18 protein-coding genes, 1 tRNA gene and 1 pseudogene are annotated in these 18,160 nt (G+C 71.5%); 9 read left to right on the forward strand and 11 right to left on the reverse strand.

Annotation, left to right across the window (positions count from 1 at the left end; translation table 11 throughout):
- The first annotated feature begins 4 nt into the window (after positions 1-4).
- Both LH62_RS04025 and LH62_RS04030 read left to right on the forward strand, forming a co-directional pair.
- Complete coding sequence (locus LH62_RS04025) at positions 5-970, forward strand: tripartite tricarboxylate transporter substrate binding protein (protein WP_043359406.1); 966 nt, start codon at positions 5-7, stop codon at positions 968-970.
- A 294-nt stretch (positions 971-1,264) separates the two neighbouring features.
- Complete coding sequence (locus tag LH62_RS04030) at positions 1,265-1,483, forward strand: hypothetical protein (RefSeq protein WP_043359408.1); 219 nt, start codon at positions 1,265-1,267, stop codon at positions 1,481-1,483.
- A gap of 129 nt (positions 1,484-1,612) precedes the next feature.
- Here LH62_RS04030 and LH62_RS28025 read toward each other — a convergent pair whose 3' ends face one another.
- Together LH62_RS28025 and LH62_RS04040 are read right to left on the reverse strand one after the other, a co-directional pair.
- The gene (locus tag LH62_RS28025) at positions 1,613-1,801 is read right to left on the reverse strand and encodes a hypothetical protein (protein ID WP_052213685.1); all 189 of its coding nucleotides are present in this window, start codon (positions 1,799-1,801) and stop codon (positions 1,613-1,615) included.
- Positions 1,802-2,100: 299 nt separating this feature from the next.
- On the reverse strand, positions 2,101-3,501 hold the full coding sequence (locus LH62_RS04040) for a carbohydrate porin (RefSeq protein ID WP_052213686.1): 1,401 nt from the start codon (positions 3,499-3,501) through the stop codon (positions 2,101-2,103).
- Between the two features lie 74 nt (positions 3,502-3,575).
- Here LH62_RS04040 and LH62_RS04045 point away from each other — a divergent pair, with 74 nt between their 5' ends.
- The 4 genes from LH62_RS04045 to LH62_RS04060 all read left to right on the forward strand — a co-directional run bounded on the left by LH62_RS04045 (position 3,576) and on the right by LH62_RS04060 (position 6,715).
- On the forward strand, positions 3,576-4,031 hold the full coding sequence (locus LH62_RS04045) for a hypothetical protein (RefSeq protein WP_052213687.1): 456 nt from the start codon (positions 3,576-3,578) through the stop codon (positions 4,029-4,031).
- Between the two features lie 161 nt (positions 4,032-4,192).
- Positions 4,193-5,242, forward strand: coding sequence for a methionine ABC transporter ATP-binding protein (locus LH62_RS04050; protein WP_043359409.1), 1,050 nt, complete (start codon positions 4,193-4,195; stop codon positions 5,240-5,242).
- Positions 5,239-5,901 carry a methionine ABC transporter permease gene (locus tag LH62_RS04055; RefSeq protein ID WP_043359411.1) on the forward strand — a complete coding sequence of 221 codons (663 nt, stop codon included), beginning with the start codon at positions 5,239-5,241 and terminating at the stop codon, positions 5,899-5,901. Before LH62_RS04050 ends, LH62_RS04055 begins: the two co-directional genes overlap by 4 nt.
- A 16-nt stretch (positions 5,902-5,917) precedes the next feature.
- Positions 5,918-6,715 (forward strand): MetQ/NlpA family ABC transporter substrate-binding protein, encoded by a 798-nt coding sequence (locus LH62_RS04060; protein ID WP_043359413.1) that lies wholly within the window; start codon positions 5,918-5,920, stop codon positions 6,713-6,715.
- A 9-nt stretch (positions 6,716-6,724) separates the two neighbouring features.
- Here LH62_RS04060 and LH62_RS04065 read toward each other — a convergent pair whose 3' ends face one another.
- From LH62_RS04065 to LH62_RS04105, 9 genes and pseudogenes are all read right to left on the reverse strand, one after another.
- The gene (locus tag LH62_RS04065) at positions 6,725-8,605 is read right to left on the reverse strand and encodes a diguanylate cyclase (protein WP_160299769.1); all 1,881 of its coding nucleotides are present in this window, start codon (positions 8,603-8,605) and stop codon (positions 6,725-6,727) included.
- Positions 8,606-8,695: 90 nt separating this feature from the next.
- A tRNA-Leu gene (locus tag LH62_RS04070) sits at positions 8,696-8,781 on the reverse strand.
- A 38-nt stretch (positions 8,782-8,819) separates the two neighbouring features.
- Complete coding sequence (locus tag LH62_RS04075; protein WP_052213689.1) at positions 8,820-9,701, reverse strand: S1C family serine protease; 882 nt, start codon at positions 9,699-9,701, stop codon at positions 8,820-8,822.
- 64 nt (positions 9,702-9,765) lie between these two features.
- On the reverse strand, positions 9,766-10,452 hold the full coding sequence (gene radC, locus LH62_RS04080) for a DNA repair protein RadC (RefSeq protein WP_236552635.1): 687 nt from the start codon (positions 10,450-10,452) through the stop codon (positions 9,766-9,768).
- Between the two features lie 121 nt (positions 10,453-10,573).
- Complete coding sequence (gene map / locus LH62_RS04085) at positions 10,574-11,380, reverse strand: type I methionyl aminopeptidase (protein WP_043359417.1); 807 nt, start codon at positions 11,378-11,380, stop codon at positions 10,574-10,576.
- A gap of 103 nt (positions 11,381-11,483) precedes the next feature.
- The gene (locus LH62_RS04090; RefSeq protein ID WP_043359418.1) at positions 11,484-12,377 is read right to left on the reverse strand and encodes a methyltransferase domain-containing protein; all 894 of its coding nucleotides are present in this window, start codon (positions 12,375-12,377) and stop codon (positions 11,484-11,486) included.
- 31 nt (positions 12,378-12,408) lie between these two features.
- The gene (locus tag LH62_RS04095) at positions 12,409-12,984 is read right to left on the reverse strand and encodes a hypothetical protein (RefSeq protein ID WP_043359420.1); all 576 of its coding nucleotides are present in this window, start codon (positions 12,982-12,984) and stop codon (positions 12,409-12,411) included.
- 4 nt (positions 12,985-12,988) lie between these two features.
- The gene (locus LH62_RS04100) at positions 12,989-13,657 is read right to left on the reverse strand and encodes a TerC family protein (protein WP_082012340.1); all 669 of its coding nucleotides are present in this window, start codon (positions 13,655-13,657) and stop codon (positions 12,989-12,991) included.
- A 308-nt stretch (positions 13,658-13,965) separates the two neighbouring features.
- A pseudogene (locus LH62_RS04105) lies at positions 13,966-14,574 on the reverse strand (TerC family protein); the annotation flags it as partial.
- A gap of 139 nt (positions 14,575-14,713) precedes the next feature.
- Between LH62_RS04105 and purB the strand changes: the two are divergent.
- The 3 genes from purB (at position 14,714) to LH62_RS04120 (ending at position 18,157) form a co-directional block, all read left to right on the forward strand.
- On the forward strand, positions 14,714-16,051 hold the full coding sequence (gene purB / locus LH62_RS04110) for an adenylosuccinate lyase (protein ID WP_043359422.1): 1,338 nt from the start codon (positions 14,714-14,716) through the stop codon (positions 16,049-16,051).
- Positions 16,052-16,139: 88 nt separating this feature from the next.
- Positions 16,140-16,433 (forward strand): hypothetical protein, encoded by a 294-nt coding sequence (locus LH62_RS04115; RefSeq protein WP_043359424.1) that lies wholly within the window; start codon positions 16,140-16,142, stop codon positions 16,431-16,433.
- A gap of 125 nt (positions 16,434-16,558) precedes the next feature.
- Positions 16,559-18,157 carry a tetratricopeptide repeat protein gene (locus LH62_RS04120; protein ID WP_144404370.1) on the forward strand — a complete coding sequence of 533 codons (1,599 nt, stop codon included), beginning with the start codon at positions 16,559-16,561 and terminating at the stop codon, positions 18,155-18,157.
- Positions 18,158-18,160: the final 3 nt, after the last annotated feature.

The raw sequence follows: 18,160 nt of genomic DNA on the forward strand, positions 1-18,160 counted from the left end.
GCCCATGCCGACGCGCCGCAGCCTGCTGCTCGCCACCCCTACCCTGCTCGCCACGCCGGCGCTGGCACAGACGGCGTTCGACCATACCATCCGCATCATCGTTCCCTTCGCGCCGGGCGGCACCAGCGACATCCTCGCCCGCATCCTGGCGCCGGAGCTGACGAAGCAGCTCGGCCAATCCGTCGTGGTGGAGAACCGCCCCGGCGCCGCCGGCAACCTCGGCGCCGATGCGGTGGCCAAGGCGGCGCCGGACGGCCATACCATCCTGCTGATCGATGCCGGCATCCTGGCGACGGCGCCGAGCCTCTTCACCCGCCTGCCCTTCGACGTCCGGCGCGACCTGGCGCCGGCGACCATGCTGATTTACGCACCCTACATCCTCGCCGTGCATCCGAGCCTGCCGGCCAAGGACGCTGCCGAGCTCACCGCCTATGCCAAGGCGAACCCCTCCAAAGTGAACGTCGCCCATTCCGGCATCGGCGCCGCCAACCACCTGACCGCGCTGATGCTGACCCAGGCCTGGGGCACGGAGCCGGTCTTCGTGCCCTATCGCGGCGGGGCGGCGGCGCTCTCGGCGGCAGCGAGCGGGGAGGCGAATCTCATCATCAACGGCGCGACGGCGACCCAGCCCTTCGTGCAGAACGGCACGTTGCGCGGCATCGCCGTCTCCGGCGCGCATCGCCTCGCCGCCTTCCCGACGCTGCCGACCTTCCGCGAACTGGGTTGGCCCGCGGTCGACAGCGGCACCTGGCAGGGGGTGCTGCTGCCGGGCGGCACGCCCCAGGCGATGGTCGCCCGCTGGGACGAGGTGCTCCGCGCCGTCCTCGCCCAACCGGAAGTGACACGGCGCATCGGCGATCTCGGCGGCGAGGTCCGCGCCGAGGGTCCCGCCGCCTTCCGCGGCTGGCTCGAGAGCGAGACCGAGAGCTGGGGCGCCATCATCCGCGCCAACAACGTCAAGCTCGACTGAGGGTCAACGCGACCGTACCTGCCGCGTTACCGGTGTTGAACTCGGGCGCCGGGGGCTGTATGGCCCCTGTCGCCGCCGCGGGGCCTCCCGCCGGCAACCCGACGACAGAGAGACCGATGGCCCCCCACCCTAGGCGTGGCACTGCCCCGTTCGCCCCCGCGGCGACGGTTGCGGTGCCGCCCGGAACAGCAAGACCCGCCCCTGGCCCGGTGCCAGGCGAGACGGGAGGCGCGGCCTAGGCGGCGCCCCCCCCGCTCGCCTCAGCCCCGGCCCCGGGCAGGATGGAGACGAGCGATGGCGAATGGCGCGATCACCCGCGATGCAGGCCTCGGCACGACCTTGGCTGAGGCGCGTGATGTTTTCGTGAAGCGGCACGAGGCGGCGGAACACCCCGCTATGCCGGCGGCCGCCCTGGCCCTGGGCGAGGGCGCACCGGCACCCCGGAACCCCTGGAGCGGCGTCGTGGCCACCCGCCTCTGCCGCGTCGCCCTTGCCCTGCCGAAGGCGGCGTAACCGCCCACAGGACTGCCCCCGGGATGCGACTGTCGCCCGGCCGACCCTGCTCCGCACCTTCTTCCGCGGGACGATTGCCGGGACTGCCTTGGCCCTGCTGAGCCTGGCCGGCCCGGCCGGAGCGCAGGGCTATGGCAGCGCGGCCGTCGCCAATGCCAGCCCGCCCGAGAAACGCCACAGCGTGCCGATGCCGGCAAGCACACCAGCCCCGGCCAGCTCGGCCCGGATCTCCCGCAGCGTGATGTCCGACTCCTGGCCAATAAGGTGAAGGATCAGCGCCGCATGCTCCTTGATCTGCGCCGAGCGGCCCGGGCGCACCCGAATCCACTTGCCGCACCAGCGCCGCTCAGCGGACTGCGCTGGCCGCGCTCATCCCGAAGCGGACCGCCGCTGCCCGGCAGGACGACCCCGCCGCGATCGATGCCACCACGCGTTCCCGCAAGTCGACCGACAGCGCCTCGGACATGCCCATCGCCCTCGTGCCAAGGCGTTGCTGAAGCATCTCCACGCAGCCCTGGATCACAAGCGATAGTCAGGCAGGAAACCTGCTCTAGCCGCACATCGGCGCTTGCGCCAGGACCCGCATATCCGATCGTGCTGTTCCGTCCCGGCGCCTGTCAGTACAGGAGGCGTGTGCGGAGGCCGACGACGAGGGCGTTGCGCCCGCCCGGCCTCTCGCTCGGCTGCCAGACATGGGTGATGACCGGCTGCAAGTCGAAGCCTGGGCGGATTTCGGCGAGGTAGGTCAGCTCGAGATTTGCCTCGAAGCTGCGGCGCGGCCGCGCGTCGTCCGAGAGCCTGGCGAGGTCGCGGTCGTAGTTGCGCACCGCCTGCGCATATTCGGCGAAGATGAAGCTCAGGCCGAAGCGGTCGTTGGGCCGTCCCGGCACGAGGTTGGCGAAGACGACCCCGCCATCGGCATAAAAGCCGATGGTGCTGCGGTCCTGCGGCGCGACCGAGACGCGCCCGAAGACCGAGACGCCCGACAGCGCATCGCCGCCCGCGGGCCGCCACAGCTGCTGGTCGAGGATGCCATAGAGCCCCCAGGTGCCGCGGCGGCGGAGCGGCACGCCGACACTCCCCGGGTCGGCCAGCAGCGAGCCGTCCGCGGCGAAGCGCAGATCCTCGAACTGGCCCAGATGGCCCCAGCCGCCGAGCTTGAGGGTACGGGCGAGGCCGGTCGCATTCGCCTCCTGGTTCCAGCGCCACCGCGCCTCGGCGAAAAGGAGCGCCGGGTCGCGCACCCGGAAATTGGTGTTGTAGCGGTTGCGTACCTGGTCATCGACGCCGTCGCGGCCCGGCGGGCCGGTGTCGCCGTTGAAGATCGCAGCGCTCATCTCGAATCCCGGATTGGGCCTGAAGCCCAGCATCGCGCCGGGTGTCGCGAGCGGAAAGGCCGGCCCGCCGCCCGGCAAGTTGAGTGCGCTGATAGTCGGGAAGTCGCTCTGGAGGAACATCACCGACAGGTCGGAGTAGAGGAACTCCACATCGGCCGCGAGCTGGCCCGCGCGCAGCCGCACGGCGTCCCCGAACAGGCTTTGTTCCAGCCAGACCTCCGAGAGGCGGATGCGCGGCATCGCCTCGATGGCGGCGATGGTGTTCACGCCGCCCACATAGTCGCGCCGGATGCGGCCCGAATTGTGGATGAAGAAGCCGTTCACATACCCCCGCAGCCCGGTGAGGCCCGCCAGCCGCTCGAAATCGACTTGGAGGGAGGGTTCGAAGAGGCCCTGGTTCACCCAGCCGCGCCGCTGCCCGCCGCGCACATTGCCGAGCACGTCGTTGATGTAGGACAGGCGGAACTCGATGCCCCGGTCGGAGAGCCTGCGGACGACGCCAAGGGGGTCGCCGCCGTCGGGTAGGGTATTGCGCAGGGAGGACTCGATGGGGCCGTCCGAGCGCGGGCCGCGCTCCTCGATCTGCGCCCGCGCACCGTTTCCAAGGGACGGAAGGACCAGAAGCGAAGCGGTCAGAATGGCGCGCAACAGGGCGGGTACGGTACTGCGACTGGCCGGCATGGTCCACTTTCCAAAGCCCTGCCTGCCGGTAGATCATGCCTACCCGCGCCGGCTCAAGCCGCAGATGGTGACACTTGGCGCCGGCAGGAACCTTCGATTCGCCTTACCTCGGCGCGGGCAGCCTGAGCGCGGCCCCCAATGCGCGGAATACGCTCTCGACCGACCTCCTGCTTGGGCGGCGGCTCTGGCGCGGAGCGAAGGTGATCGTCGATGCCTCGGTCACCCGTTGCTTCGGCCTGTCCAACTCCACCGGCGCCGCCTTTCCGAACAACGAGGCCTTCCGCCAGACCATCGCCCTCTCCGGCAATACCGTGCCGGATGACGAGGACTCGCTGGGCTTCAACGAGCCGATGTTGCGAGGGCGGCTGACGCTCAGCAACGGCGAATTCTCGGTTTGGGGCATCTTCGACAACAATCCCTCCGCCCATGACGCGCGGACCCAGTTCACCAACTGGGCCCTGGTCGGGGCCGGGGCCTTCGACTTCTCGGCCGATGCGCAGGGCTGGGCCTGGCGCTCGACTACCAGCTGATCGCCAACCCGGCCTACAACGCCGATCGGGGGCTGATGAACGTCTTCGCCCTCCGCACCAGTATTGCCTTCTGAACCCGCCCATGGGCGATGGCTGATCTGCACATTGCGCGGGTAGTAATGCCGCGCGCTCCAACCCATACCACGACGATCATGCGTGACATGCCCGAATTGCCAGTGGACGACCCAGCCATCCGCCTTGCCGGCCTCAGCAAGCGCTTCGCCACGGGCGGGACGCTGGCGCTGGCCGAGGTCTCGCTCGAGGTGCGCAGCGGCGAGATCTTCGGCATCGTCGGCCGATCCGGCGCCGGCAAGTCGACCCTGGTGCGAACCGTCAACCTGCTGGAGCGCCCGGACGCCGGCGCCGTCACCGTGCTCGGCCAGGACCTGCTCGGCCTCGACGCGGCGGCGCTGCGGAAGGCCCGGCGCGGGATTGGCATGGTGTTCCAGCATTTCAACCTGCACCACCGCCGGACGGTCGCCGAGAATATCGCCTTTCCGCTTGAGGTCGCCGGCATGCCCCACGCCGAGCGCGCCGCCCGCGTCGCCGAGCTGCTGCCCCTCGTCGGGCTGGAGGCGAAGCGGGATGCCTATCCGGCCCAGCTCTCGGGGGGGCAGAAGCAGCGCGTTGGCATTGCCCGGGCGCTCGCCAGCCGCCCGCGCATCCTGCTCTGCGACGAGGCGACCAGCGCGCTCGACCCGGAAACGACGGCCGAGATCCTCGCCCTGATCCGCGACCTGCGCGACCGCTTGCAGCTCACCGTGCTGCTCATCACCCATGAGATGGCGGTGGTGAAGTCGATCTGCGACCGCGTCGCGGTGATGGAGGCCGGGCGCGTCATCGAGCAGGGGCCGGTGCTCGAGGTCTTCACCCGTCCGAGGCAGCCCACCACGCGCCGCTTCGTGGCCGAGGTGATCGGCCATGGCGTGCCGTCCGAGACGCTCGCCCGCCTGCCCGCGCCAAGACCGGGCGAGGCGCGGCGGCTGGTGCAGGTGCTCTTCCTCGGCCCGCACAGCACCCGCGCCGTCATCAGCGAGGCGAGCCGGGACTTCGGCATCGACCTCGACATCGCCGCCGGCCGCATCGACAGCATCGCCGGCGAACCCTTCGGCGTGATGGCGCTCGCCGCCTATGGCCCTGCCGAAGCGCTGGAGGCGGCCTTTGCCTGGATGCGGGGCCTGGGCCTCGTCATCGAGGAGATCGCGGCATGAGCTGGCTCACCCCCATGATGCAGGACCTGCTGATCGAGGCGCTAGGCCAGACCCTCGTCATGGTTGGCGTCAGCACGGTGCTCGCCATCGCCTTCGGCCTGCCGCTCGCCCTGCTGCTGCATGTGACCGGGCCGAATGGCCTCACCCCGCGGCCCTGGCTGAACCGGCCGCTCGGCCTCGTCGTCAATGCCGCGCGCTCGACGCCCTTCATCATCCTGATGGTGGCCATCGTGCCCTTCACGCGCCTCGTCGCCGGCACCTCCATCGGCACCGGAGCGGCGATCGTGCCGCTGGCGCTGGCTGCGACGGCCTTCCTTGCCCGGCTCTTCGAGAATGCGCTGCGCGAGGTCGATCCCGGCGTGGTCGAGGCGGCGCTGGCCATGGGCGCCTCGCGCGGTCAGATCGTCTGGAAGGTGCTGGTGCCCGAGGCACTGCCGGGGCTCGTCGCCGCCGTCACCGTGGCGCTGGTCTCGCTCGTCGGCTTCTCTGCCATGGCGGGGGCGATCGGCGGCGGCGGGCTCGGCGACCTCGGCATCCGCTTCGGCTACCAGCGCTTCATGCCGGAAGTGATGGCGAGCGTCGTCCTCATTCTCATCCTGCTGGTGCAGGGCCTGCAATCCATCGGGGACTGGCTGGTGCGCCGGCTCTCCCACCGCTGACGGAGTACCCCCTCGCATGATCCGCCGCCGCCCGCTGCTGCTCGCCGCCCTCGCCGCGCCGTCCCTGGCTTACGCCCAGGAGATCGGCAGCGCCGCCCGTCCCATCCGCATCGGCGCGACGGCCGGGCCGCATGCCCAGGTGCTGGAGAAGGTGAAGGAGATCGCCGCGCGCGACGGCCTTGTCCTGCGGATCACCGAGTTCCAGGACTACATCCAGCCGAATGCGGCGCTGGCGGCGGGCGACCTCGATGCCAACAGCTATCAGCACCAGCCCTTCCTCGACCAGCAGGTGAAGGATCGCGGCCTGGCGCTGGTCGGCGTCGGCAAGACGCTGATCTTCCCGCTCGGCGTCTATTCGCGGCGGATCAAGGCGCTGTCGGAGCTGCCGCAGGGCGGGCGCGTCGCCATCCCGAACGACCCGACCAATGGCGGCCGCGCCCTGGTGCTGCTGGCCTCCAGGGGCGCCTTCGGCCTGCGCCCGGGCAGCGACTTCCGCGCGACTGTCGCCGACATCACCGAGAACCCGCGCCGGCTGCGCATCCTGGAGCTGGAGGCGGCGCAGTTGCCGCGCGTATTGCAGGAGGTGGATGCGGCGGCCATCAATACCAATTTCGCCGTCCCCGCCGGGCTCAACCCGGTGAAGGACGCGATCGCGCTGGAGAGCGGCGACAGCCCCTATGCCAACCTCATCGTCGTGCGGCGACAGGACGAGGCCGCGCCCTGGGTGCGGCGCCTGGTCGCGGCCTACCAGACGCAGGAGGTGAAGGACTTCGTCGCCGCCACCTTCCAGGGCGCGGTGGTACCCGCTTTCTGAGAGCGTCCGTCAGGCGACGGTGACGGGGCCGAGCGGGTCGATCTGGGGCGCGCGCATGACGCGGTTCCGCCCGTCCTGCTTGGCCCGGTAGAGTGCCTGGTCCGCCGCCTCGACCAGCGCCTCCGGCCCGCGGGCGATGCGGCAGGAGGCTGGCTGCATGCCGGCCAGCCCGACGCTGACGGTGACGACGCCGCATTCGAGGCCGCGGCTGGCATGTGGCAGGCCGAGCGCCTCGACCTCATAGCGCAACCGTTCGGCGACGGCCTCGGCGCCCTCGGCATCGGTCTCCGGCAGCAGCACGACGAATTCCTCGCCGCCATAGCGGGCGACGAGGTCGCCGGCCCGGCGGATCGTCGCTCCGACGGTGGCCGCGACCACCCGGAGGCAGGCATCGCCGCCCTGATGGCCGTAATGGTCGTTGTAGGACTTGAACCGGTCCACATCGACCATGATGAGGGCGATCGGCAGCCCCGCCTGCATGCAGCGCGCCCATTCCTGCCCGAGCGCCTCGTCGAAGGCGCGGCGGTTGGCGACGCCCGTCAGCGCATCGAACCGTGCCAGGCGGGCGAGCTGGGTCTCGAGCGCCTTTCGCTCGGTGATGTCGCGGGCCACGGCGACCACGCCATCCAGCGCGCCGCTCGCCTCGTCCTTCACCACCTTCAGCGTCGCTTCCAGCCAGATCTCCGTCCCGTCGGCCCGCCAGCTCCGGTAGGTGATCATCGCCTCTTCCGTCTCGCGGGTGCGCAATCGGGCGATCTCGGTGCGCACCGCCGGCATGTCCTCGGGGTGGATGTCCTCCGTCGCCGGACGGCCGATCAGTTGCGCCGGGTCTCGCCCGATCAGGCGGAGCGCGGAGGGCGAGACATAGCGGCGGATGCCGTCCGAGCCGATGCGGGAGACGATGTCACTGGTATTCTCGGCCAGCAGGCGGAATTCCGCCTCGCTCTGCCGCGCCGCATTCTCCGCCGCCTGGCGCCGGCCGAGCTCAAGCCGCAGCCGCCATAGGGCGGCGAGCAGCGCCGTGACCAGCACCAGCGTCGTCCCGCCGATGACGAAGGCCCGCGGCCGCCATTCGGCCTCGATGGCTTCGATCGAAATACCGAGATTGAGGATCAGCGGCAGGCCCTCGATGCGCTTGAACACGTAGAAGCGCTCGACCTTGTCGCGGCCGGAGATGCTTCGGTAATGCCCCTCGGCCGCGTTCGGGATGGCGCGGAAGGCGGTGCCCTGGCTGAGATCCTGGCCGATCAGCCCCGGCTCCTCGGGCATGCGCATCAGGACGATGCCGTCCTGGCGCAACAGGGTGATCCGCCCGCCGGGGTCGAGGGCGAGGCTGCCGAAGATGTCCCTGAAGTAGTCGAGCTTCAGCGCGGCGACCACGACCCCGCCAAGGCTGCCATCCGGGCGGTTCCAGCGGCGGCTGAGGGCCAGCCGCCATTCTCCGCTGCTCCGTCCGATGAAGGCCCGGCTGAGGAAGAGCCCGGCTTCGGGACCGGCTTGATGCACTCTGAAATAGTCCCGGTCGGCCATGCTGAGTCCCTGCAGGCCGATGCCGCCGGTATCGCTCACCACCACGCCCTCGGCATCGAGCACCATGACCGAGCCGAGATGCCGCGCCGTGGCCGCACGATCGAAGACGGGGGTGTGGAGCAGGCGCTCGCGATAGACGCCCTGGTCCTGCTGCAGCCGCTCGGCGACGTCGAGCAGGGCGAGGTCGAGCGTGCCGAGGGTGCGGGCGATGTCCTGGCCGACCGCGCGGTTGAGGTTCAGCGCCGCCTCGGTCGCCTCGGCCCAGCGATCGGAGCGCATCTCCAGGATGACGGCGATGGCAAGCACGCAGAAGCCCAGCACCACGAGCAGGCTGAGAGCGGCAGTCCACCCGCTTCGCATGACCTCCCGGACCGACCGCATCGACACCATCCCCCCGGACCGGCATCTACACCAGCGGATAAGAAGCCGACAGGAAAATACACCGAAAAGTGGTAGGGGCGGCGGGATTCGAACCCGCACGGGCTCGCGCCCGAGGGATTTTAAGTCCCTTCCGGCTACCGTTTCGGCACGCCCCCAATACCGCTGACGCTAGCACGTGGGAGCCGTCGAGGCATCACCGCATGCAGCGGAGGAAGACGGTCGAGGGATGCGCGACTTCCCCGACCTCGGCCGCGCTGCGCAGCGCCGAGCCGGCAGTCGGCGCCAGCCGTGGCTGGATGCCGTTGCGGCGAAGGAAATCGACCACCTCGTTGCCCTTCACGGCAAAATTGACGTTCTGCGGGATGTCGCCGGTGGATTGGGCGATGCGCTGGGCATTCAGCTTGGAAACGACGACGCCCACCACATTGCCGCCGAGGTCGAGCAGCGGGCCGCCGGAATTGCCCGGCTGCACCGGCGCGCTGATCTGGAATTGCGCCTGGTTGTCGCGCAGCCCGGCCAGTGCCGAGATCTCCCCCGTGGTCAGGGTCGGGCCGGAGGAAAGCAGGCCGGCCAGCGGGAAGCCATAGGTAACGACACCCTCGCCGCGCCGCAGCTCCGGCCCGCTGCGGAAGCTGAGCACCGGGCCAGGGTCGCCGCCCTGTACGGTCAGCAGGGCGAGGTCGCGTTGCTCGTCGGTCGCGCCGACGCGGGCGGTCAGCTCCGCGCCGGTGGAGGTGCGGACGCGCATTTCGGAGCATTGCCGCGCCACATGATGGTTGGTGAGGATGCGGGAGGGCGCGACGACGAAGCCGGTGCCGGAGGAGACGGCGCGCGGTCCGCCCGGCGCCGCGCCGAATGGCCCGCTGCCAGGGGGCAGGGGTGGCGGCTTGCCGCCCGGCACTGCGGCGACGGCCGGGCCCGACGGGGCAGGCGAAGCACCGAGCGGCGGCGGCTTGCCGCCCGGCTCCGCCGGCGCCGGATTCACCCCGAGCGGCGGCGGCTTGCCTTGCGACCAGGCCGGGCCGAACCCGGCGGCGATCAGGCAGATTGCAACGGGCAGCACGAGCTTGCGCATGGCGCGAGCCTGCCGCTGGCCGGTGGGTCGGGTCAACATCACAACATCTGCCCCTGGGTTACGCTCAGAGCAGCCCCTCCCGCCGGAGGGAAACCTGCCGCCCGTTGCCGATGATCAGATGGTCATGCAGTTGGATGTCGAAAACGGCGGCGGCCGCCTTGATCTCCGCGGTCATCTGCAAATCGGCGCGCGAGGGGGTCGGGTCGCCCGAAGGGTGGTTGTGAACCAGGACCAGCGCCGTCGCCTGCAGCTCCAGCGCGCGCCTCACCACCTCGCGCGGATAGACCGGGCTGTGGTTCACCGTGCCGCGGCCCTGCACCTCGTCGGCGATCAGCCGGTTGCGGGCGTCGAGGAAGAGCACATGCACCTCCTCCACCCGCGCCCGGGCGAGGCTGGCGGCAAGGTAGTCGAGCAGCCGCTCCCAGGAGTTCAGCAACGGACGGTCCAGCAACTCGGCCCGTGCCAGGCGAAGGGCGGCGGCCTGCACCGTCTTCAGCGCGGCGGCACCGGCTTCCTTCACCCCCTCGACCTGGCAGAGCTCGGCGGCCGGCGCGGCGATGGCATTGGCGAAGCTGCCGAAGCGGGCCATCAGCGCGCGGGCGACCGGCTTGGTGTCCTGCCGCGGCAGGGCGAGGAAGAGCACCATCTCCAGCAGCTCGTAATCGGCGAGCGCCTCGGGCCCGGCGGTGAGCAGGCGCTGGCGCATGCGGGCGCGGTGGCCGAGATGGCCGGGCGGCTCGGCCCCCGGCATCTCGAGCGGCAGCGCCAGCAGCCCCGTATCGGCGAAGCCCTTCGCTTTCCCGCCCCTCGGCATCCCTGGCCCCATCTGCATGGGGCCAGACTACACGATACTTTATCGGAACGAAAAGCCGCTAGACCTCGTAGGGCGGCTTGTGCAGACCGGCGGGGGAGAAGGTGAAGACCTCCGCCCCCGTCTCGGTGACGCCGATCATGTGCTCGAACTGGGCGGAAAGGCTGCGGTCCCGCGTCACCGCCGTCCAGCCATCGTCGAGGATCTTCACCTCCGGCCGGCCGGCGTTCACCATCGGCTCGATGGTGAAGAACATGCCGGGGCGGAGCACCGGCCCCTCGCCGGGGCGGCCGAAATGCAGCACGTTCGGCGGCTCGTGGAAGCGCCGGCCGATGCCATGGCCGCAGAAATCCCGCACCACGGCGAAGCGGTTGCGCTCCACGAAGCTCTGGATGGCGTGGCCGATATCGCCGAGCGTCGCGCCGGGCTTCACCACCTCGATGCCGCGCATCAGCGACTCATAGGTGACGTCGAGCAGCAGCCGCGCCTTGGTCGAGGCGGTGCCGGCGACATACATCCGGCTGGTGTCGCCATGCCAGCCATCGAGGATAACGGTGACGTCGATATTCACCACATCGCCGTCCATCAGCACCCGCTCGCCGGGGATGCCGTGGCAGACCACATGGTTGATCGAGGTGCAGATCGACTTCGGATAGCCGCGATAGCCGAGCGGCGCCGGCACCGCGCCCTTCGACAGGATGTGCTCGTGGCAGATCCGGTCCAGCTCGGCGGTGGAGACGCCAGGCCGCACATGCGGGGTGATGAGGTCGAGCGTCTCCGCGGCCAGCTGGCCGGCCCGCCGCATGCCCGCGAAGTCATCGACGGAATGAAGGGTGATGCGGCGCGCGTCGCCGCCCTGCTGGTCCATGGTCTCGACTGTCTCTGCGTTCGGCGGTTGGCCCCAAGATGATCGCGGGGCGCCCCCGGCGCAATACTTGCAAAGCACCAGGAACGGTCGCGGACGCGCGAGGTCAGCCGCCGGCGCGTTCGCCGGCGCTGCGCTCCTCGACGCCGAGGGCATCGGCGAGCCGGGCATTGGCGCTGCCCGGGCGGGCAGGCTGGCTCTGGCTCTCATGCGGCGCCCAACCGGTCATCATCAGCAGGCGGAAGGTGGCCGGGATGCCCTCCGGCTCCTGCGGCAGCCCGGCCAGCGCCATCGGCAGCAGGGCACGGGGCGGGATGCGCCCGTCACGGGCGAGGACGGCATTGGCCTCGCCCGCCGCCCGAAGGTCCCGCAGCAGGGCGAGCGGCGTGCGGTAGCGCAGCGGCAGGCCCTCGCCATCCGCCACCGGCAGGGCGAAGCCGGCCCGTTGCAGCAGCCCGGCCAAGTCGCGCAGCTCGGGGAAGGGCGAGACGCGGGGCGACAGTCCGCCGCGCAACGCGCTCTCCGCCCCGGCCAGCGCCTCGCGCAGCTCCTGCAGGGTGCCGAAGCCCGGCAGCGAGGCCAGGAACAGCCCATCCGGCCGCAGCACCCGGCGGATCTGCACCAGCGCCCCCGGCAGGTCGTTCACCCAATGCAGGGCCAGGTTGGCGGCGACCAGGTCGAAGCTTTCCGGCGCGAAGGGCAGCGCCTCCTCGTCGCCCGCCACCGGCAGGCCGCCGGCCCCGGCCGCCATGCGCGCCGAAAGGTCCATGGAGACCACGAAGGGGATGCCCCGCGCCCGGAGCCGCGGCGCCACCACCCCGCGTCCGCCGAGGTCGAGCGCCCGGGTGAAGCGGCGGGTGATGTCGTCCAGCCGGTCGAGCAGCCGGTCGGCCGCCTCCTCCAGCACCGGCGCCACCTGCGCGACGGTGCTGGCGGCGCGGTCGCGGCGGAGGCGCACCAGGCGGCGGTCGAAGACGCGCATCGGGTCGGGGCTGGTCATGCCCGGCAAGTGGGGCCGCGAGGGGCTGGTGTCAGGGGGTGCGCAGCGCAGCGAGGATGGCCGAGGCGAAGGCGCGGGCATCCGCCGGCGGCGCGTCCTGCCGGGGCACCGCCACGCGCAGCCGCAGCACGCCGCCGCCGACCCCGCCGGCGCAAACCAGCCCCTGCACCCGCTCCCGCCCGTAGGAGCCGGAGGTTTCGGCGCAGCGCAGCATCGCGGGGCCGCTGGCGGGCAGCGTGAAGCGCGCCTCCTCCCGCATCCGCCGCGGGGGGACGGGGCGGAGCGCTTCCTGCAGCAGGTCGTTGAAGGCCGCCTCGGCATCGGCGCTGCCGGCGCCCTCGGGCAGCGTCACGCCCGGCAGGCGGTAGAGCTGCACGGTGGCACCGGCCGCGACCATGCCCGCGGTGCGGTAGCCGACCTCCCGCCCCGCGTCGCCACGCGACAGGGGTGTGGTGGCGCCGCGCAGGAAGCCGGCCGCCTGCTCCGGCAGGCGGGCGGCGAGGTCGGTAGGCACGGCGGGGCGGGCGGCGGGCGGCGTCGTCTCCGCCGGCATCGCGCAGCCGGCGAGCAGCAGCGCCGCCGCGACAGCCGCCTGGCCCGGCCTCACCCGCTCAGCCCTCGCGGCCGACGACCAGGGCCGGGCTGCGCTCCAGCGCGGCGTGGCCGGTACCGTACATCCCCACCAGGCGATGCGCGTCCTCGTAGACCATCTTGACGCCGATCCAGACGATCAGCGCCACGCCGAGATAGGCGATCCAGCGGTAGCGCTCGAGCAGCTTCGAGATCAGCGTCGCCGCCACGCCCATCAGCAGGATGGAGATGACGAGGCCGACGATCAGCATCGGCATGTTGCCCACCGCGGCGCCGGCCACGGCGAGGACGTTGTCGAGGCTCATCGAGACGTCGGCGATGACGATCTGGCGCAGCGCGGTCCCCATCGTCTTGGTCTCATGAGGGGCGTGCGCACCCTCGGCATCGGCCTTGTCCTCGTTCCGCAGCTCCTTGAAGAAGCTGTAGGCGATCCACAGCAGCACCAGCCCGCCCACCAGCAGCAAGCCCGGGACCGCCAGCAGCCAGACGGCGGCGAGGCTGAGGAAGATGCGCAGCACCACCGCCAGCACCATGCCGAACATGATCGCCTTGGCGCGCTGCTCGGCCGGCAGCCCGGCGGCGGCGAGGGCGATGAGCACCGCATTGTCGCCCGAGAGGATGATGTTGACGCCGAGGATCTGCCCCAGCAGCAGCCAATTCCAGCTCTCGGTAAAAGACGACAGATCCATGCGGCAGGCTCCGGCCGGGTGACAGTGGCGACAACGGCCGGGATTCCGGCGCGGCGCACCCTAGGGGAGCGATTCCAGCCTGTGAAGTCGGCGCCCGTCTCAGGAACGGGCGCCAAGTACCTCTTTACATTGCCAATTTTTCATCAATCCCTGTCGGCGGCCCGGCGCAGCAACGTCACCGTCGCCGTCGCCAGGGCAGCGACCACCACCACCTGCAGCGCCGTCGCCGCCGCCCAGATCCAGGCCGGGAAGACATGCGGCACCGCCAGGTAGCCGAGCGGCAGCAGCAGGTAGGCATAGGCGCCGGGCACCTGGTCGGCGACCTGATGCGTCCCTTGCCAGATCATGTCCACCGCCACGTAGAGAATGACGGCGAGCCCCACCCAGGCAATCCAGCGGTGCTTGTTCAGCAGGTTGGCGATGAGCGTCGCCGCCACCCCCATCAGCACCACCGAGATGGCGAGGCCGCCGACCAGCACCCAGGTGTGCTCCTTCGCCGCCCCGGCCACGGCGAGGACGTTGTCGAGGCTCATCGACACGTCGGCGACCAGGATCTGGATGATAGCCTGGCCGAGCGTCTTGTTCGGCGGCGCCGTGGCCTCGGCCTCGGCGAGCGTCGCCTCGGACGGGGCCTCGTGATGCGAGCGGAGTTCGCGGAACATCTTCCAGCAGACCCAGAGCAGCAGCACGCCGCCCGCCAGGGTGATGCCGACGATGGCGAGGAGCTGGGCGGTGATGGCGGCGAAGCCGATGCGCATCACCGTCGCCGCCGCGATGCCCCAAAGGATCGCCTTCTGCCGCTGCTCCGCGGGCAGCCCGGCCGCGGCCATGCCGACGACGATGGCATTGTCTCCCGCCAGGACGAGGTCGATGAACAACACCTGGGCGAGTGGGACGAGCCATTCGGGCATGAGCATGCAATCCTTGAGGAGCCGGGCGCAGATAAATATACGTCAATCTTTCTGCAAGCCCAATCGGCAGCAGGGTGGCGGCCTTGCCATCCGCGCCTGCGGGGTCCAAACCGCGCGCTTCCCGCCCCTGACGCCCGAGGCCCGGATGGTCCCCCGCTATACCCGCCCGCAGATGGCCGCGATCTGGTCGCCGGAAGAACGCTTCCGCATCTGGTTCGAGATCGAGGCCTTGGCCGCCGAGGCCATGGCCCGGCTCGGCACCATCCCCGAAGACGCGGCCCGCGTGATCCGCGAGAAGGGCGCGCCCCGCGCCGCCTCCATCGGCCCCGCCGAGGTGGAGGCGATCGACGCCATCGAGCGCGTCACCCGCCATGACGTCATCGCCTTCCTCACCTGGATGGGCGAGGGGATCGGGCCCGAGGCACGCTTCATGCACCAGGGCATGACCAGCTCCGACGTGCTCGACACCTGCCTCGCTGTGCAGATGACCCGGGCGGCGGACCTGCTGATCGCCGACCTCGACGCGCTGCTGGCGGCGCTGAAGGCCCGCGCCTTCGAGCACCAGTTCACGCCCACCATCGGCCGCAGCCACGGAATCCATGCCGAGCCGACCACCTTCGGCCTGAAGCTGGCCGGGTATTACGCCGAATTCCGCCGCAACCGTGACCGGCTGGTCGCGGCGAGGGTGGAAATCGCCACCTGCGCCATCAGCGGCCCGGTCGGCACCTTCGCAAGCGTCGACCCGCGCGTGGAGGCCTATGTCGCCGAGAAGCTGGGGCTGGCCGTTGAGCCGGTGTCCACCCAGGTGATCCCGCGCGACCGCCATGCCGCCTTCTTTGCCGCGCTCGGCGTCGTCGCCTCCTCGATCGAGCGGCTGGCGACGGAAGTGCGCCACCTCCAGCGCAGCGAGGTGCGGGAGGCCGAGGAGTTCTTCCATGCCGGGCAGAAGGGCTCCTCGGCCATGCCGCACAAGCGGAACCCGGTGCTGTCGGAGAACTTGACCGGCCTCGCCCGGCTGGTCCGCAGCCATGTCGTCCCGGCCATGGAGAATGTCGCGCTCTGGCACGAGCGGGACATCAGCCATTCCAGCGTCGAGCGGGTGATCGCACCGGATGCCACCATCGGCCTCGACTTCGCCCTCGCCCGCCTCACGGGCATGATGGAAAAGCTGACGGTCTATCCGGAGCGGATGGCGGAGAACCTGGAGGGGCTCGGCGGCGTCGTCCATTCGCAGAAGGTGCTGCTGGCGCTGACCCAGGCGGGGATGAGCCGCGAGGCCGCCTATGCCGCCGTCCAGGCCGCCGCCATGGCCACTTGGCGGGCGCTCGGCCGGCCGGAGTCCCGCCGCTTCCGCGACAACCTCCTGGCGGAGCCGGGCGTCGCGGCGGTAATGGACGGGGCGGCGCTGGATGCGGCGATGGACCCGGCGCGTGACTTCGCCCATGTGCGCACCATATTCGACAGGGTCTTCGCGGCGGAGTGATCCGCCGCCCCGGGCGGGCCGCGGGATTGCCGCGTTTCCGCCGCAAGCAGGGCGCTACATTCCCTGCTAGCAAGGAGGATCGGTCGCCATGCGCGCCCTTCGACTGACCATTCTCGCCTTGGCCGGCCTCATCTCCGGCCTGGCCCTGGCGCCCGCGGCGAGCGAGGCGCAGCCCTATTGGTATGGCCGCCCGCATGGCCATGGCTATGGCCACTACCACCGGCCGCCGCCCCCACGCTACTGGGGCCCGCCGCCGCGCTACTACGCGCCGCCCCCGCCGCCAGTCTACTACCGCCCGCCGCCGCCCGCCTATTACGCGCCGCCGCCACGCTACTACGCGCCTCCGCCGCCGCCTCCAGGCTTCGGCTTCTATATCCGCTGAGGCGGGAACGCCCCTGGAACGGTTTAACGCTTCCTAAGCCTTCGTCCCCCTAGGGTCGTGGCCGGACATCGTCCGGCACGATCCTGGGGCACACCGCTCCCCGGCGCGCCGGCGCAGGAGCGGATATGGAAAAGCCATTGCCGCCGGTGCCCGCGCGGGACACCGCCGGGCTCATCGCTGCCGCCAGCCAGTGCGCGGCGGCCGGGGACCAACGCCGGGCCCTCTGCCTCTTCGATCACGCCATAGCCCTCGCGCCGGAAGAAGCCAGGGCCTGGGCGGGCGCCGGCCTCGCCCTCCAGGCCCTCGGCCGCCGCGGCGAGGCGATGGCCGCCCTCTGCCGCGCCCGCTTCCTCGCCCCCGGCCTCGCCGCCGCCCGTACCGGCATCGGCGGCCTCCTTCTGGACCGCGGACTGGCCGCCGAGGCGGAGGCGGAATTCGCCGCCGCCACCGAGGCCGCGCCGGGCTGGTGGGTCGGCTGGACCAATCGCGGCCTTGCCCTCCAGCATCGCGGACAGGCGGAGGAGGCGCTGGCCCCGCTGCGCCACGCCACCAGCCTCGCACCAGCCGAGCCGGAGGCCTGGCACAGCCTTGCCACCGCCCTCCTCCTGCTCGACCGGACGGAAGAGGCGGAGGCGGCGCTGCGCCGAGCCCTCTCGCTCGACCCGCGCTATGCCGTGGCCCATTCCAATCTCGGCCGGGCGCTGCGCGGCCAGAACCGCCCGGATGAAGCGCGCGCCGCCTACCGCACCGCCCTCGCCATCGCCCCGGACCAGGCCGAGACGCGGTGGAACCTCGCCGTCGCCGACCTGCTCGCCGGCGACTGGGCCTCGGGCTGGGACGGGGCGGAGTGGCGCTGGCATGTCCCCGGCTTCCCGGCCCGCCCGCGTGACTTCGCCCAGCCGCTCTGGGCTGGCGAGGCGATCGAGGGCCGCACCCTGCTGCTGCATGCCGAGCAGGGCTTCGGCGACAGCATCATGATGCTGCGCTACCTGCCCCTCGTCGCAGCCCGCGGCGCCCGGGTGCTGCTGGAATTGCCGGAGGCGCTGCTGCCGCTCGCCGCCGGCCTCCCGGCCAGCGCCATCGCCGCCGGCACGCCCCTGCCGGGCTTCGACCTGCATTGCCCGCTGCTCAGCCTGCCCCGCGCCTTCGGCACCCTGCCGGAGACGGTGCCGCCCGCCCCCTACCTCACCCCACCCGCCACAGCCGCGGCGCGCTGGGCCGGGCGCCTGCCCGAGGATGGCGGCGCTCCGCGGGTCGGTCTCGCCTGGGCCGGGCGGCCGACTCATAGGAACGATGCCAACCGCTCCATCGGCCTCGCCGCCCTCGCCCCACTGCTCGCCATGCCGGGGCTGCGCTTCTACGGGCTGCAGGCCGGGCCGCGGGCGGCGGACATCGCGGGGCTCGGCCTCGGGGGACAGGTCGAGGATCTCTCGCCCCTGCTGACCGATTTCGGCGAGACGGCAGCGGCGCTGGCGCAGCTCGATCTGCTGGTCTCGGTCGATACATCGGTCGTCCATCTCGCCGGCGCGCTTGGCCGGCCCTTCCGCCTGCTGCTGCCCTTCGCGCCGGACTGGCGCTGGATGCTCGGGCGGGAGGACACACCCTGGTACGCCTCCGGCCGCCTGCTGCGCCAGGCGCGGCCGGGCGACTGGTCCGCCCCGCTCGCGGCCCTGGCCGCTGACCTCGCGCAACTCGTCCCCCAGCCGGCCCTGGCCGCGGAGTAGCCC

The sequence above is a fragment of the Belnapia sp. F-4-1 genome (assembly GCF_000802185.1).
Classification (GTDB): Bacteria; Pseudomonadota; Alphaproteobacteria; order Acetobacterales; family Acetobacteraceae; genus Belnapia.

Excerpts from the sequence above, each read along its gene's own strand:
- LH62_RS04025 (WP_043359406.1), top strand. The coding sequence starts at position 5 with ATGCCGACGCGCCGCAGCCTGCTGCTCGCCACCCCTACCCTGCTCGCC.
- LH62_RS04030 (WP_043359408.1), top strand. The coding sequence starts at position 1,265 with ATGGCGAATGGCGCGATCACCCGCGATGCAGGCCTCGGCACGACCTTG.
- LH62_RS04040 (WP_052213686.1), bottom strand. The coding sequence starts at position 3,501 with ATGCCGGCCAGTCGCAGTACCGTACCCGCCCTGTTGCGCGCCATTCTG.
- LH62_RS04050 (WP_043359409.1), top strand. The coding sequence starts at position 4,193 with ATGCCCGAATTGCCAGTGGACGACCCAGCCATCCGCCTTGCCGGCCTC.
- LH62_RS04055 (WP_043359411.1), top strand. The coding sequence starts at position 5,239 with ATGAGCTGGCTCACCCCCATGATGCAGGACCTGCTGATCGAGGCGCTA.
- LH62_RS04060 (WP_043359413.1), top strand. The coding sequence starts at position 5,918 with ATGATCCGCCGCCGCCCGCTGCTGCTCGCCGCCCTCGCCGCGCCGTCC.
- LH62_RS04065 (WP_160299769.1), bottom strand. The coding sequence starts at position 8,605 with ATGCGAAGCGGGTGGACTGCCGCTCTCAGCCTGCTCGTGGTGCTGGGC.
- LH62_RS04075 (WP_052213689.1), bottom strand. The coding sequence starts at position 9,701 with ATGCGCAAGCTCGTGCTGCCCGTTGCAATCTGCCTGATCGCCGCCGGG.
- radC (WP_236552635.1), bottom strand. The coding sequence starts at position 10,452 with ATGCCGGGGGCCGAGCCGCCCGGCCATCTCGGCCACCGCGCCCGCATG.
- map (WP_043359417.1), bottom strand. The coding sequence starts at position 11,380 with ATGGACCAGCAGGGCGGCGACGCGCGCCGCATCACCCTTCATTCCGTC.
- LH62_RS04090 (WP_043359418.1), bottom strand. The coding sequence starts at position 12,377 with ATGACCAGCCCCGACCCGATGCGCGTCTTCGACCGCCGCCTGGTGCGC.
- LH62_RS04100 (WP_082012340.1), bottom strand. The coding sequence starts at position 13,657 with ATGGATCTGTCGTCTTTTACCGAGAGCTGGAATTGGCTGCTGCTGGGG.
- purB (WP_043359422.1), top strand. The coding sequence starts at position 14,714 with ATGGTCCCCCGCTATACCCGCCCGCAGATGGCCGCGATCTGGTCGCCG.
- LH62_RS04115 (WP_043359424.1), top strand. The coding sequence starts at position 16,140 with ATGCGCGCCCTTCGACTGACCATTCTCGCCTTGGCCGGCCTCATCTCC.
- LH62_RS04120 (WP_144404370.1), top strand. The coding sequence starts at position 16,559 with ATGGAAAAGCCATTGCCGCCGGTGCCCGCGCGGGACACCGCCGGGCTC.